This window comes from Actinomycetota bacterium, from assembly GCA_030017835.1.
Classification (GTDB): Bacteria; Actinomycetota; Aquicultoria; order UBA3085; family Oleimmundimicrobiaceae; genus Yes70-04.
Map to the genome: position 1 here is coordinate 1 of JASEGU010000014.1, position 13910 is coordinate 13910.

Annotated in this window: 13 protein-coding genes, 2 tRNA genes and 3 pseudogenes; 3 read left to right on the top strand and 15 right to left on the bottom strand. The window is 50.6% G+C overall.

What is annotated here, in order from left to right; all coding sequences use genetic code 11:
* Positions 1-236: 236 nt before the first annotated feature.
* Positions 237-313 (bottom strand) — tRNA-Glu (locus tag QMD53_04670).
* Positions 314-532: 219 nt separating this feature from the next.
* Here QMD53_04670 and QMD53_04675 point away from each other — a divergent pair.
* A pseudogene (locus QMD53_04675) lies at positions 533-1191 on the top strand (ABC transporter ATP-binding protein).
* A 249-nt stretch (positions 1192-1440) separates the two neighbouring features.
* Here QMD53_04675 and QMD53_04680 read toward each other — a convergent pair.
* From QMD53_04680 to QMD53_04720, 9 genes and pseudogenes are all read right to left on the bottom strand, one after another.
* Positions 1441-1911, bottom strand: a complete 471-nt coding sequence (locus QMD53_04680) for an MGMT family protein (GenBank protein ID MDI6799948.1) — start codon at positions 1909-1911, stop codon at positions 1441-1443.
* 66 nt (positions 1912-1977) lie between these two features.
* Positions 1978-2172 carry a hypothetical protein gene (locus QMD53_04685; GenBank protein ID MDI6799949.1) on the bottom strand — a complete coding sequence of 65 codons (195 nt, stop codon included), beginning with the start codon at positions 2170-2172 and terminating at the stop codon, positions 1978-1980.
* 41 nt (positions 2173-2213) lie between these two features.
* Complete coding sequence (locus QMD53_04690; GenBank protein MDI6799950.1) at positions 2214-3230, bottom strand: N-acetylmuramoyl-L-alanine amidase; 1017 nt, start codon at positions 3228-3230, stop codon at positions 2214-2216.
* 168 nt (positions 3231-3398) lie between these two features.
* Positions 3399-4005 (bottom strand): annotated as a pseudogene (locus QMD53_04695) (iron-sulfur cluster assembly scaffold protein).
* A gap of 19 nt (positions 4006-4024) precedes the next feature.
* On the bottom strand, positions 4025-5221 hold the full coding sequence (locus tag QMD53_04700) for a cysteine desulfurase family protein (protein MDI6799951.1): 1197 nt from the start codon (positions 5219-5221) through the stop codon (positions 4025-4027).
* Between the two features lie 23 nt (positions 5222-5244).
* Entirely contained in the window at positions 5245-6153 is a 909-nt protein-coding gene (gene nadA / locus QMD53_04705; protein MDI6799952.1) for a quinolinate synthase NadA, read from the bottom strand.
* Between the two features lie 27 nt (positions 6154-6180).
* Positions 6181-6960, bottom strand: a complete 780-nt coding sequence (fdhD, locus tag QMD53_04710; GenBank protein ID MDI6799953.1) for a formate dehydrogenase accessory sulfurtransferase FdhD — start codon at positions 6958-6960, stop codon at positions 6181-6183.
* A 43-nt stretch (positions 6961-7003) separates the two neighbouring features.
* On the bottom strand, positions 7004-7924 hold the full coding sequence (gene cysK / locus QMD53_04715) for a cysteine synthase A (GenBank protein ID MDI6799954.1): 921 nt from the start codon (positions 7922-7924) through the stop codon (positions 7004-7006).
* 28 nt (positions 7925-7952) lie between these two features.
* Positions 7953-8399, bottom strand: coding sequence for an Rrf2 family transcriptional regulator (locus tag QMD53_04720; protein MDI6799955.1), 447 nt, complete (start codon positions 8397-8399; stop codon positions 7953-7955).
* 339 nt (positions 8400-8738) lie between these two features.
* On the opposite strand from QMD53_04720, the pseudogene QMD53_04725 reads away from it, so the two are divergent.
* Both QMD53_04725 and QMD53_04730 read left to right on the top strand, forming a co-directional pair.
* Positions 8739-9322, top strand: a pseudogene (locus QMD53_04725) (dienelactone hydrolase family protein).
* A gap of 9 nt (positions 9323-9331) precedes the next feature.
* Positions 9332-9799: a DNA methylase gene (locus tag QMD53_04730; protein MDI6799956.1), complete on the top strand. Its 468-nt coding sequence runs from the start codon at positions 9332-9334 to the stop codon at positions 9797-9799.
* A gap of 153 nt (positions 9800-9952) precedes the next feature.
* Here QMD53_04730 and QMD53_04735 read toward each other — a convergent pair whose 3' ends face one another.
* The 5 genes from QMD53_04735 to fliN all read right to left on the bottom strand — a co-directional run.
* A complete protein-coding gene (locus QMD53_04735; GenBank protein MDI6799957.1) occupies positions 9953-10381 on the bottom strand; it encodes a PIN domain-containing protein in 429 nt (142 codons plus the stop codon).
* The gene (locus QMD53_04740) at positions 10368-10613 is read right to left on the bottom strand and encodes a DUF6364 family protein (GenBank protein MDI6799958.1); all 246 of its coding nucleotides are present in this window, start codon (positions 10611-10613) and stop codon (positions 10368-10370) included. Before QMD53_04740 ends, QMD53_04735 begins: the two co-directional genes overlap by 14 nt.
* Before the next feature lie 540 nt (positions 10614-11153).
* Positions 11154-11227: transfer RNA gene (locus tag QMD53_04745), tRNA-Gln, on the bottom strand.
* Between the two features lie 94 nt (positions 11228-11321).
* Positions 11322-12782: a glutamate--tRNA ligase gene (gltX, locus tag QMD53_04750; protein ID MDI6799959.1), complete on the bottom strand. Its 1461-nt coding sequence runs from the start codon at positions 12780-12782 to the stop codon at positions 11322-11324.
* A gap of 292 nt (positions 12783-13074) precedes the next feature.
* A partial coding sequence (gene fliN, locus QMD53_04755; protein ID MDI6799960.1) for a flagellar motor switch protein FliN occupies positions 13075-13910 on the bottom strand: 836 nt, incomplete at its 5' end.

Below are 13910 nucleotides of genomic sequence, written 5' to 3' on the forward strand. Positions count from 1 at the left end.
TGAATGACTCTTATCTCAGGAGGACACCATTTACAGAACTTTGTGGGCTTGACTTCCAGTGGGCACGAAGAAAAGCGGATAAAAAGATATTTTCAATATAAATCAAAGCCCAAAATAATGCAAGAAAAGTGGCACTCAACGCTTAAAGGTTAAGAGGCTTTGCTACCATCACATGGCTATCGACCAAGCCCCGGAAGGAGAAAGAAGATAGATAAGTAGTTGAAATGCTAAAATATTGGTGGCGCATACGGGACTCGAACCCGTGATCTCCGCCTTGAGAGGGCGGTGTCCTAGGCCACTAGACGAATGCGCCACATTAAAAAGGGGTCGGCTGAAAAACTTCGAACAAGAGTATAAACTTAATGCTTCAAGTTGACAACATAACTTGTTCAATCACCGCTTTTCTACGATAATGAATTGATGTTGCCATGGTAAATCAGCATCCTAGCTTCACTGTTCTACCCCTTTCGTTTAAAGGAGTATCGTGGACGAAGCTCCCCAGCCAAAAGATAAAAGAATCTGCGGTGGCGACATTGTCATCTTGGAGGACGTGAATCAGATCTATCACGTTGGTGAGATTGACGTTCACGCTTTGCGCGGTGTCAATTTAAAGATAAAGCGGGGTGAATTCGTCGCCTTTTTGGGGCCGAGCGGCTCGGGCAAGACGACCCTCCTCAACCTGATCGGAGCCATCGATACCCCGACCAGCGGGCGGATAGTTATCGATGGTGAAGATATCTCCAACTACAACCGCAAACAGCTTACCGTCCTTCGCCGAGAGAAGATCGGCTTCATCTTCCAGTTCTTTAACTTAATACCAACCTTGACAGCAAAAGAGAATGTGGAATACGCTCGCGAGCTCGCTTCGCGCGACCACAAACCCCCCTCCAGAACCTCAGCCAAACTCCTTGAAATGGTCGGTTTAAAGGAGCGGGCAAACCACTTTCCCTCTCAGCTCTCCGGAGGTGAGCAGCAACGGGTGGCCGTAGCTAGAGCGCTCGCAAAAGACCCCGTCCTCATCCTGGGCGATGAGCCGACCGGTAGCTTAGATTTTCGGATGGGCAAACTCGTCTTAAAGTCACTCAAAGAGTTGAACGAAAAGACGGCATGACCTGCATGATTGTGACCCACAACACGTCGATCGCAAAGATAGCCGACCGCATCCTACACATACATCTGGCCTTTATGGCCACCTTGGAAAACCTTCTTTTGGCCTTGGCCGGAATACCATTCGGCCTCTATCTGGGCCTGCGGGCAACAAGTGCCATGTATCAATCCTTTTCGACTGAGACTATACGCTTCCGGCCAAAATATATCCGTCTAGCTTTGCCTGGATGACTCTGGTCATGCTGGTGATCATGCTCATCAGCGAAGTGCCCCCCATAAGGAGGATATTTAAGTTAGATCTGGCCGAAGCGACCAAGTTTATGGAGTAGCGGCTTAGAGTTTGGCAAGCGACTTTTCGAAATTATCAACCACGTACTTTTTGCCCTTCTGGATGACCTTGTGCCCTTCCGCCTCAAGTAAGCTCTTTTGATGCTCTGGGCCAAAAGGATATTTTTCGTTCAATACCCCGTCCGATTTTAAGGTCCGCCAATAAGGAGTGATATCTACTTTGCCCTCTGCGGCCGCCTCCTCGGCGGCATTAGCCGAAATCCAGGTGAAGATGCCGGTGGTCAGCGGGCAGGTTATATCGGCGTCAAAATCCTTGGCCAGCTTCTCTCGTATCTCTTTGACGGTTATCAGTTTGCCCTTTAGAACCTTCTTCATGATGGCGTCCACGTCTTTTGGAGAGGGAATGACCATGAAGCCCGGCCCAAAACGCTCTGCAATCTTTCCATCCATCTCAACCTTTTTGGGCAGATCGGTTGAATTATTCAGCTTATCTTGCCAACTCTTCTTCTTAGGCATAGAGACTCCTTAAAATCTGCAAAACGGTTAACTAAGGTTCTCTTTGAGCCTTCGGTCGGCAATTGATTAGAATCCTCTAAAAGCCGAGTTGAAGACCAGGAATAAAGCTATCCCCATTAAAATCATCAGAAATATTATCGCACCCGCTATTATCAAACCACCGACCAAGTAGTAACCATGGACGGCCGGCGCCCGTTTGATGAAGAAGTCTGAAACCAGCCACCCCTTGTGGCTATAAGTATCTTCCTTGTTTGGGCTCATACTTTTGCCTCCTTATTCTGGTTTGTTTTAGTAGCAAGAGATCATGACAACAAGAACTCTGATATTCCATTGAATATACCTTGGGCCACTTTCCGCTGGTAATCATCGGTATTAAGCAGCGCATCCTCACCTTTGTTGCTCAAGTATCCCATCTCTACCAGGATAACGGGATCTTTGGCCCAGTTGAAACCGGTTATGTCTCCCCTTGCAACGATCCCCTCTCTCTTGGCGCCGGTGCTTTTAATTAGCTCATCCAAAACGATCTGGGCGGCTTCTTTGCTTGCAGCATAAAAACCGCCCGTCCATTCATTCTTTGCCGGATAGAGGATAGAGATGCCGCTTGCGGAGAAGTTGCTGCTCCCGTTGGCATGAATCCTAACGGATATGTCCACCGAGGCCTTATTGGCCAGCTCGGCCCGCTCCGCGTTGCTTATGTTCACATTATTTGCCGCTCGCGTCATCACGACCTTGGCGCCGGCTCTCTCCAGCAGCTCCTTTAGCTTCATCGATACATCTAAGTTTATTTGATACTCTGGAATCCTGGACGAAACGCCGCTGGTCCCTCCCGTAACCTTCGCCTTCATCTGGGTGGAGCCAGGCCCTATCGGCTCTGTGCTCAGGTTCGCCTTGGCCTGATGGCCAGGGTCGATGCAGATAATTTTGCCGGTGAGGGCAAGGTTTTTATCTTCAGAGCTTGCGGCAATGACGTCGGTGTCTTGGCCGCTTACTGCCGGCTTTGCCTCCGAGGTCTTGCTTGCGGCGGCACCTTGCTGACTCTCTTCTTTGGCCTCCTCTTTAGAAGCGGGCTCCTCTGCGCTGCCTTCCTGAGACGGGAGGTTATCGCTGAGCTTAGAATTATCGTTTGAGATGGAGGCGGCCTCTTCTTTGTTTGCGGTCGGTTCCATATGGGCGGGCGCCTTGGACCCGGCCCGCGCAAAGAAATTGTAGGTTAAGAGGGAAATAATGATCGAAGAGAAGACGAGAAGGGCAAAGAGCCTCCTGCGCCTCTTCTTTAGGGCCACCCTTTTTCTTCGCTGCAAGCGATTAGAATGTTCCATCTTTGCATCCGGTGTAGCCCCTTAAGATCCTCATAAGGGAACCCCTTCAATTTTAGAGTGACTAAACAATTAACTTATATTTTAGTTAATATGTCTTTGCGCTGCAAACAAAAAAGGCCCGATTCATCGAATCGGGCCTGATAATATACTTATCAAATCTAGCGCCTCTTAAAAATGCTCTTTTACATACTTCTCAAGCAGACTTACGGCCTCTTCCTTGCACTCGCCGCAAGAAGTGCCGATCTTGGTCATCTCCTGCAGCTCCTCGTAGGTTCTGGCCCCATCAAGGACGGCCTCTTCAATCTCGCCCTCGGTCACGTTCATACAACTGCAAACGACGCGGGCCTCCTCATCCTTGACCTTTTCAGCCATGCCGCTTTTCTTATAATAGTCGTTTATGGCCGCTCGAAGCGCTTTATCTCCCAAAACCGAGCAATGAACCTTGTTTTCGGGAAGGCCGCCTAAAGCCTTGGCCACATCCTTGGGGCTCAAATTGTAGGCCGCCTCTAAGGTCTTGCCCTTAACTATCTCGCTCATTATCGAGGTCGAGCCGATGGCGCTTGCGCAACCATAAGTCTTCCACTTGCAATCGGTAATAATGCCTTTATCTTTATCAACTTTAATGGCCACGATCATCTCATCGCCGCATTTTATGTTGCCGACTCTGCCCACCCCGTCGAAGGAGTCCAGATTCTCATCCTTCATAAAGTTTTTTTGGGCTTACGAAGTGCTCTTTCAATATATCGCTATATACCCAATCTCCGCTTGTCATGATAATCTCCTAAAAAATTTTTCTAACCGCAGGCCTTGGGCCTGGTATAGACACTCGACATGCTCCTGATCTTCTCGATGACTCTTGGTAAAACCTCAAGCACATAATCTATATCCTTTTCGGTCGTCTCGCGCCCCATGCTTATCCGAATGGAGCCGTGAGCCTGTTCGATGGGCATGCCGGTCGCCATTAGAACGTGGGAGGGATCGAGCGAGCCGGAAGCGCAGGCCGAGGCGGTCGAGACGGCTATCCCCTCCAAGTCGAGGTAGAGGAGGATCGATTCACCCTCCGCCCCCGCAAAGGAGACGCTCACCGTGCCATTTAAGGAATCGGTCGGATGACCGTTGAACCTTACGTCGGCTATCTTCTCCTTTATCCCTCGGATAAGTTTGGTCTTAAAGGTTAGAAGCCTTTTGGATTCATCCGCCATCTCGGCCCTTCTCATCTCGATGGCCTTGCCCAGGCCAACGATGCCGATGGTATTTTCGGTGCCGGCCCGAAGCCCCCGCTCCTGGTGACCGCCCCGTATCATCGGACAGATGGGAACCCCACTTTTGACATAGATCGCACCGATTCCCTTGGGGCCGTAGATCTTATGGGCAGAGAGGGTCAAGAAATCGACTCCAAGTTCCTTGACATCCACTTCGATTTTGCCGACGGCCTGGACGGCGTCGCTGTGAAAGAAGACGCCTCTCTCCTTGGCCATCTTGGCGATTTTGGCTATATCCTGGATGGTACCGATCTCGTTATTGGCCATCATGACCGAGACCAGACCGGCCTCTTCATCCATGGCCTTTTTGAGCTCATCCATATCGATCTTGCCAAAAGCGTCCACGCCGACCTTGGTCACTGAGACGCCCTTATCGATCAAGCACTCGGAGGTCTCCAAAATGCAGGGATGCTCAATGGCCGTGGTGATCAGGCGGCCGGTCACCTTATTCTTAAAGGAGCAATGGCAGCCACAGGAGGTGAACATGGAAAGGATGGTGTTGTTACCCTCCGAGCCGCTTCCGGTAAAGATTATCTCCTCTGGGTTCGCTCCGATGAAGGTGGCGACCGATTCGCGGGCCTCCTCGACCATCCTTCTCGCTTTGCGGCCGAAAGCGTGGAGTGAAGAGGGGTTGCCGAAGACCTCCATCGCGCAGGTCATCGCCTCTTTGACCCTGGGATGAAGAGGGGTGGTCGCGTTATTATCCAGATATATCAAAGGTTTATCCATAATTCTCTCCTGAGATTTCGAATTTAAACGAACTCAAGCATCCGGTCGATGCTGCCTTTAGCCTTGTTGATTATCTCCTCAGATAAAGTTATTTCAAACTTCCCTTCTTTGAGAGAGGCCAAAACCTTCTCCAGAGTGGTCAGTTTCATGTTGGGGCAGACGGCCAGATCACTTGCCGGGTAGAATCTCTTACTTGGGTTCTCCTTCTTTAAGCGGTGGATTATCCCGACCTCGGTTCCTATGATGAACTCATTGGCCGGCGAGGCCTTTGCGTATCTGATGAGCCCTTCAGTCGAGAGGACCTCATCGGCCAGGGCGTTGACCTCAGGCGTGCATTCGGGATGGGTGAGGACGGGCGCGCCCGGATGGGCCTCTTTGGCCTTCAAAATATCGGCTCCGGTTATCTTGACGTGAGTTGGACAGTAGCCATTCCATACTATGAACTCTTTGCCCGTCTGCTTTGAGACGTGAGCGGCCAGATATTTGTCGGGCACGAAAATGACCTCCTCGTCCATGAGCGCCCCTTGGACGACTTTGACCGCATTGGCCGAAGTGCAGCAGTAGTCAGTTTCGGCCTTGACTGAAGCCGAGGTATTGACGTATGAGAGGACTTTGGCCTTGGGATGAGCCGCTTTTAGCCCTCTAAGCTTCTCGGCATCGATCATATCGGCCATCGGGCAGCCCGCTCCCAAATCGGGCAGAAGTACGGTCTTGGCTGGTGAAAGAATTTTGGCCGTCTCGGCCATGAAGTGAACGCCGCAAAAGACTATCACCTCGGCCGCCGTCCTGGCCGCTTCGAAGCTCAAGCCCAAAGAATCGCCGACAAAATCTGCGATATCCTGGACCTCGCCTCTCTGGTAGTTGTGAGCCAAGATAACCGCGTTCATCTCTTTTTTAAGTTCTTTTATCTCGCGTTTAATATCCAATTTCATAACCCCTAGTTAAAAGCCAGATATTGATTAAGTCAATATTCTACTATCAGCAGAGTAAATATTCATCCTTTTTCCCCTGACCGCTCCGACCAGCGCAATATTAAGTTTTCGGCCCAGCTTGATGGCCTGATCAGTCGGCGCGCTCTTGGAGGCGACTATCGGGATATTCGCCCGCTCCATCTTCATGATGACCTCCGAGGTTATCCGCCCACTGGTCAAAAGGATGGCGTTCGCAAAAGATGCACCAACAGCTAGGCCCGCCCCGATCACCTTGTCGATGGCGTTGTGGCGGCCGATGTCATCCATGAAGATATCCAGCTTTCTGCCGAGCGAAAGGGCCGCGCTGTGAACGCCCCGCGTCTGGGTGTGTAGGCTGGACTCTCCCTTAAATTCGGTCATCAATGAGCTTATGACGGAGGCCGAAATTTTTAGGTCGGAGGCGACCTCCCTCTGGCTTAAGGCATCTGCGGCCGTGGTCAAGAAGATCCCCCGGCCGCAGCCGGAGGTATATACCCGTTTGAAAACGATATCATCGCTTGGTCCCTGGCCACTCAGAGTCACATAGGCAGAGCTCCGCTCCGCATCGATGGATATTTTTTTAATATCCGCTGCACCCTTTACGATTCCTAAGCCGAAGATGAAGCCGCGGACAAGATCGTCAAGATCGGTTGGGGTGCAGAGCATGGTGACGAGCTCGCGCTCGTCCAGAAATATGGTGAGCGGGGCTTCGACTGCAACCTTTACAGTTGCCGCTCCTACGCCGTTCTCATCTATAGTTTTAACTTCAAACTCGTATGAATCTTCCATCGGTCCTGACTTTATCGCCACAAAAATTTTCTCTTTCTCAAAACTACTTAAAGAGCCAAGTGCTAAGGTAACGCTCGCCGCTATCGGGCAAGATGACGACGATTTTTTTGCTTTGATTCTCTTTGCGCCCGGCCACCTCAAGGGCTGCCCAAGTGGCCGCCCCAGACGAGATACCACAGAAGATGCCTTCCTCTTTAGCCAGGCGGCGGGCGGTAGCCCCCGCGTCATCGTCTTCGACCTTGATGACTTCATCTATGAGTTCAACCCGAAGGACTTTGGGGATGAAGCCCGCCCCGATCCCCTGTATCTTGTGTGGTCCGGCGCAGCCGCCCGAGATGACGGGGGAGGCGGCCGGCTCGACGGCAACCATCTTAACCTCCGGTTTTCTCTCCTTTAGGACCTCAGCCACACCGGTTATCGTACCACCCGTTCCAACGCCGGCAACCACCATGTCAACCTTGCCTTCGGTACCCTTCCAAATCTCCTCGGCCGTGGTTTCGCGATGTATCTTTGGGTTGGCCGGGTTGCTGAACTGCTGAGGAATGAAGGAGTTCTTCGTCCTTTTCGCAAGATCTTCGGCCTCCTCAACCGCGCCCCTCATGCCCTTTTCGCCGGGGCTCAAGACCACCTCAGCCCCAAGGGCCAATAGAAGCTCGCGCCGCTCGATGGACATTGTATCGGGCATGGTTAGTATCAACTTGTAACCCCTCGCCGCCGAGATGAAGGCGAGACCGATTCCGGTATTTCCGCTCGTCGGCTCGATTATCACGCTATCTTTGACAAGAAGGCCACTTTTTTCCGCCTCATCTATCATCGAGAGAGCCAGCCTATCTTTGACGCTACAGAGCGGGTTGAAAGATTCCAATTTGGCAAAGACTTCGGCCTTTAAGCCCTCGGTGACCTTATTCAATCTGACAAGAGGAGTATTTCCGATAAGCTGGGTTATATCATTTGCTACCTTCATTCATCCTCCTTGGTTGATGAAAAGACTTCTAGATGTGGTAGACCGGTATCATGTTGTCGTTCTTACTCAAATCCCTATCGACGATCTCCTGCAGGCTGAAGGAGTCTAAGATGTCGTTGATCTTATCGTTTATCTCCTTCCACATATCTCTTGCCACACAGCCCTCGTTTCGCTCACAGATCTTGGCGTTTAGCACACAATCGACTATGGCAAGATTGCCCTCGGAGGCGCGGATTATGTCACCCAGACTAATATCATTTGGAGATTTGGCGAGGAAATAACCACCATTTGCTCCCCTCACCGCACCCACCAGCCCAGCCTTCTTTATGAGGGGCAGGATATGTTCAAGATATCCTTCGGAGATATCCTGTCTATTCGCGATCTCTCTGAGTAAGAGTGGCTTGCAGCCGTAGTTCAAAGCGAGTTCGATCATGGCTCTAACCCCGTACCTGCCCTTGGTGGAAAGTTTCATCATCCTAAAGCAACCCCTTTAACTAGTAAACCTATAATGTTGGTAGGATTTACTATGCCACAGCCGTTTTAGGCTTGTCAATGATTTGATTCATTGATATTTCAAATGTGCGTTATGGGAAGAACTGCAATTCTCAAATTGTCTTGTGCGACTAACCTTCAAGACTTAAGCCTTAGCAAAAGAAGGCGAAAATACGGCTTTCTAGTTGCATAGAGAATGAATCTGTGAAATAAATGAGTTATGAGCAACTTGAAAAAAATATCGGACCGATGGGAGAGGAAGGAGCGTGAAGAGATGGAAAGACTGGTGGAAGTGAGCACGGACGGCGTCCTCTTGGAAGGTATGCTCGCAGCGGTGGCGGGGGCCAAAGGCATCGTCCTCTTTGCCCACGGAAGCGGAAGCAGCCGCCTTTCGCCGCGCAATAATTTCGTGGCAAAAGTCCTGCAAGAAGCGGATATCGCAACCCTGCTCATCGATCTTCTAACGGAAGAGGAGGATCAAGTCTATCAGACCCGCTTTGACATCAACCTCTTGACAATGAGACTCACCCAAGTCGCTGACTGGCTTAAAAAGGAACCCCAAACAAAGGATCTCCCCCTCGGGCTCTTTGGGGCAAGCACGGGCGCGGCGGCGGCTCTCAAAGTTGCAGCAAGATTGGGTAAGCGGATCGGGGCGGTCGTCTCAAGGGGAGGGCGGCCAGATCTCGCCTTGGACGTACTGGATAAGGTCGTCTCGCCGACCCTGCTTATAGTTGGCGGCAGAGAGACTTTGGGGTCATAGAACTGAACGAGGAGGCCTTCAGAGCGCTTCAAGGCGAAAAGGGGCTTGAAATAGTTGCGGGAGCGACACATCTCTTCGAAGAGGCAGGAGCTCTGGAGGAAGTGGCAAGACTTGCAACCGATTGGTTTAAAGAACACTTAAAGTAAGGGGCATGGGTGGAGAAGACGCCGGCCAAAGATAAGAGGGCCGCTCGAGAAAGAAAGGGCATATACTCCAAGGATTTGCAGATAGACCTCACCTCGAAAAAGGAGGAGGAACTATTCAAGTGGCTGCTTGCCTGCCTGTTATTCGGCAAGCCCATCCAACAAGAGGTAGCCAAACGAACCTATTTCGAATTCGTGAAAGCTGATCTTACCACCCCCGAGACGATAATGAAGGCTGGATGGGAGAGGTTGGTCGAAGTCTTGGGAAAAGGCCACTACGTCCACTATGACTTCTCGACCGCAACCAAGCTCCTTGAGATCTCAAAAGAGCTGAAAGAGAAATATGGAACGGTCACCGCCCTGATCACCCATTCGAAGACGCCGGATGAACTCTCTCAAAGATTGCAGGAATTTAAGGACATCGGACCGGTCACCGCCCGCATATTTATTAGAGACATACAAAATCTTTTTTGGAGATGAAGTAGCCTCTGGGCCCGCTTGTGCTGACTTGAGAGATTAGGTCCAAATCGTAAAGAAAATGATTAGGCCGCCCTTTTAACAGAGGCGGATAGGTCCGCCAGACTTTTGATAGAGCCCTTGGCAAACATCATTATCCTCTTAACTCTTCAATCATTAAGCTAACATAAATGGGTTTTTGATGGTCACTCCATTTATTGTCTGACCATCGGAGATATCTTCGGTGAGGATGGTTTTGGCCCCACTTTGTGCCGCCGAAGCGATGATGAGCGAGTCCCAAAAAGAGAGTTGATGTCTTTGATGAAATTCTATCGCTAAAAAAACCATCTCCATATCATTTAGGATAACGTCCCACTTGGAAAGCTTCTCTATAATATCCTTTGCAACCCCCACTTCAAGAGGAAAAGGGATCTTCCCGGTCACGATGACAAAGAACTCTTGTAGGGTTTGGGTGCTTAAAATCCCAAGTTTTGAAAGCCATAGATCTTTCATGATCCCTAAGGCAACTTGATGCTTGTGCCCTGCATCTATGTCATAGGCGTAGACCAGCACGTTCGTATCGACAAAAACCTTATCGCCGCTCATGAAGCTTCTCTCTTGAGCAAGGCATTCTTCCCCCTGTCCCTAGATGGAATCCCCGCTCCATGCGCTCGATTTCGATCTTCATCGCATCCTTATAACCTGTGCTCTCGCTGATCTTCTCTTCAAGAGACTCCCTTATTAAGGCGCTAAGCGATTTTTCTTGTTTTAACGCAAGCATCTTCGCCTTTTTAAGCATAGTTTTTGGCAAAGATAACGTTACGTTCTGTTTCTCCATAGTTCCGCTCCTTTTTTCACATATTTATGTGTATCACATATTTATGTGAATTGTCAATTGAGGGCTAAGTATCGATTTTAGAAGCAAGGAAACTTAGGTGGGTAATGCGGCATGATTTGGTTATAAATGTATAAAGCCGTTGGATAATTTGGCTGGGGAGGAAGGATTCTCCGATATATGCGGTTAGGAAGCTGTCAGCCTCCAGATTCCAACCCCCAGGTTTTTAAAGCGCCATATCATTTTTAGGCTTGAAATAGACTCTTTAAAGAGATAAGCCTCAAGCTGTTTGAGTTCGAGCTTATACCCGGTAAGCCGTAAGGCTTATTTTGGTTTTGATTTTTAAAACCAAAGAGCAAGGATATAAAGCTAGTGAGAACGAGTTCTTGGGGCGCTTTAAAGAGACGTAATTTCAAGCCGTTAAAAAAATGATCGGCCGTCCTTCTTTTGCTACTTTTCTTAGCAAGTCCCAAGAAAAGTAGGAAGCAGAAAAGCTTTCTAATTATGAGTTAAAAGCAAACAAAAACTGGGTGGGAGAGAAATTGGCTGCCGGGATAGGATTCGAACCTATACTAATGGAGTCAGAGTCCATCGTCCTACCGTTAGACGACCCGGCAATTTAGCAATTTAATCTATAGCTCTATCAAGTCCCGGGTCTTACCACTTGGGCGACTCCCCAGCACCGGTAGTAATTATACCAAAATTTGAGCTTTAAGAGGCGAGCCCTTCGGCCGCTTTTAGCCTTTTAAGACTGATCTCTTTGCCGAGTATCTCAAGGCTCTCAAAGAGGGGCGGGCTTACCTCGCTGCCGGTGGCCGCTATCCTAACCGCCAAGAATACGAGCTTGGGTTTGACGCCGAGCTCGCCCGGGATGGCCCGAAGGGCCGCTTCGATCTCGGACGAGTTAAAATCGGCAAGGTCTTCGAGCTTAGCATGGGCGGCTCGCAAAATCTCCCTTAAACCCTCGGCCCCTTTCAGCTTATCCAGCGCTTCCTCGCCAATCTGAGTCTCATCGCTAAAGAAGAAGCGGGTAAGATCCAGGGCTTCATTTAAAGTCTTCATCCGCTCGGCGATGAGGGTGGTTATGGCCTCAAGTTTGCTTAAGCCAAAATCATTTTCATCTCCTAAGAGACCCGCCTCTTTCCAAAGGGGAATCAAGCGACTGGTAAGCTCGATTGGCCCCAAGTCCCTGATATAGACCCCATTCATCCAGGAGAGCTTCTCCTCATCGAATACGGCCGGCCTCTTGGAGACCCTCTCTAAAGAAAAGTTTTCGATAAGATCATTTGCAGAGATGATGGTCGTCTTGTCATCCAGCGACCAGCCAAGAAGGGCCAAATAGTTGATGATCGCCTCGGGGAGGTAGCCGGCCTCTCGATACTCTTCCACCGAGGAGGAGCCGTGCCGCTTGCTTAAGGGTTTTTTATCGGAGCCAAATATCATCGGCAGGTGGGCAAATTTTGGCGCCTTAAAACCCAAAGCCCGATAGAGAAGTATCTGCTTGGGCGCATTGGAGAGGTGATCGATGCCCCGGATGATGTGAGTGATCTCCATCTTGGCATCGTCTATGGCGGCGGCAAAATTGTAGGTGGGAAGACCGTTTTGACGGACGATGACCATATCCTCCAAAACGGCGTTTTGGAAGGAGACCTCGCCCCGGATGATATCGGCAACTATCGTCTCGCCCTCTTTAGGCATGGCAAAACGCAAGGCAAACTCCTTGCCGCCGGCCATTAGCTTGTCCGCCTCTTTTTTGGAAAGGGACCGGCAGCGGCCATCGTAGGTGGGTGGGCGCCCCTCCCTCTGGGCAATGCTTCGCCGCTCTTCCAATTCGGCTGGCGTGCAGAAACAGGGGTAGGCCGGCCCTTTTGCAAGCAGCTCTTCGGCCGCCTCTTTATATATGGGTAGGCGCTCAGTCTGGCGGTATGGGCCAAAGGAGCCGCCGACCTCAACTCCCTCATCCCAATCAAGACCCAGCCACTTCATCGAGGAAATTATCGCCTCTATCGACTCCTCAGTGGAGCGGCTCTGATCGGTATCCTCGATACGAAGGATGAATTTGCCTTTGTGTTTTCTGGCAAAGAGATAGTTGTGGAGGGCCGTGCGAGCCCCGCCGATGTGCAAGACCCCGGTGGGACTGGGGGCAAAACGAACCCTTACTTTTTCGGTCAAAACGATCTCCTTTTGATTACAAGTTTAATGGGCCAATCTTTCTGCTTGGAGGGGTAGGATGCTTAAGGAAAATATGTCGCAGTCTCGCATAATTTTCACGGCTTAAATAAGACGTTTTTGGCGAGACGAGACCTCAAGCGGCGGCCGGCGAAGATTCTGTTAATTGACCAATTGGCCGACCGCGGTTTTTCGAAATCATCCCACCCCTTTAAATAATCAGCTTCAATCATTCAAACAAAATAAGCAGCTAAAAGTGCTGCTTATCGCCAAATTTATTGATAAAATCCTTGAGCTAGACGCTCTCCAAGCGCTCCCTGGGATTGACGATGTCGGTTATCCTGATGCCGAAGCGCTCTTCGATGACGACGACCTCGCCGCGAGCAACCATCTTGCCGTTGACCAGAAAATCGACCGGTTCGCTAGCCAGTTTATCCAGCTCGATCACCGAACCGATGCCCATATTGAGCACATCCGAGACGGTCATGGTGGTCCGTCCAAGCTCGATGGAGGCGTTTAGCGAGATGTCCAAGAGGAGATCTATCTGGTTGGTCTGACCGTGACTGACCCCCGCTTGAAGCGAGTCGAAGAAGGCCGGGGCTACCGGAACGTCCCCCTCATCTTCAGTAAAGGGATCGGGGAAATTGACACCCGGCGTCGGTTCTTTGGCCGGGGCACCCTGCTCCGGCTCTTCAAAAAGAGTCGATAGCTGGGAGGCAAAGTCGTCCGACGTCAAAAGATCAAGACGGATAGGAGGGGTGACTTCTGGTGATACGAGTTCCAATATAGTCCTGATGAAAGATTCACCAAGCGTGATGTTTACAAGCACCGATTCATCGCTTGGGTTCGCAACGGTTAAATTGGCCAGCGCCCCGCTGACCTCACCGCCGGCTATCACGGTCAAATTGCTGGAGACCTCGCCGACCAGTTGATTAAAGGCCTCACGTAGCACATCTTTGCCCATATCATCAAGGCTAGGAGCTCCGGTCAAATCCTGCTGCTGAGCAAGCTCGGAAACCTTGACTCCATCGCCCTCTGCCATAACGGCAAAGAGGCTGCCCCCAAAGCTGCCCCCGCTCATGTCCAGCTTCAAGATGACAGCCGGCCCGCCCATATCGGCGGAGTAGTCGG

Coding starts and splice junctions, on each gene's coding strand:
- QMD53_04740 (MDI6799958.1), bottom strand. CDS start 10,613: ATGGAGAAACAGAACGTAACGTTATCTTTGCCAAAAACTATGCTTAAA.
- QMD53_04690 (MDI6799950.1), bottom strand. CDS start 3,230: ATGGAACATTCTAATCGCTTGCAGCGAAGAAAAAGGGTGGCCCTAAAG.
- QMD53_04700 (MDI6799951.1), bottom strand. CDS start 5,221: ATGGATAAACCTTTGATATATCTGGATAATAACGCGACCACCCCTCTT.
- fdhD (MDI6799953.1), bottom strand. CDS start 6,960: ATGGAAGATTCATACGAGTTTGAAGTTAAAACTATAGATGAGAACGGC.
- QMD53_04685 (MDI6799949.1), bottom strand. CDS start 2,172: ATGAGCCCAAACAAGGAAGATACTTATAGCCACAAGGGGTGGCTGGTT.
- cysK (MDI6799954.1), bottom strand. CDS start 7,924: ATGAAGGTAGCAAATGATATAACCCAGCTTATCGGAAATACTCCTCTT.
- QMD53_04735 (MDI6799957.1), bottom strand. CDS start 10,381: ATGAGCGGCGATAAGGTTTTTGTCGATACGAACGTGCTGGTCTACGCC.
- QMD53_04680 (MDI6799948.1), bottom strand. CDS start 1,911: ATGCCTAAGAAGAAGAGTTGGCAAGATAAGCTGAATAATTCAACCGAT.
- nadA (MDI6799952.1), bottom strand. CDS start 6,153: ATGAAATTGGATATTAAACGCGAGATAAAAGAACTTAAAAAAGAGATG.
- QMD53_04720 (MDI6799955.1), bottom strand. CDS start 8,399: ATGATGAAACTTTCCACCAAGGGCAGGTACGGGGTTAGAGCCATGATC.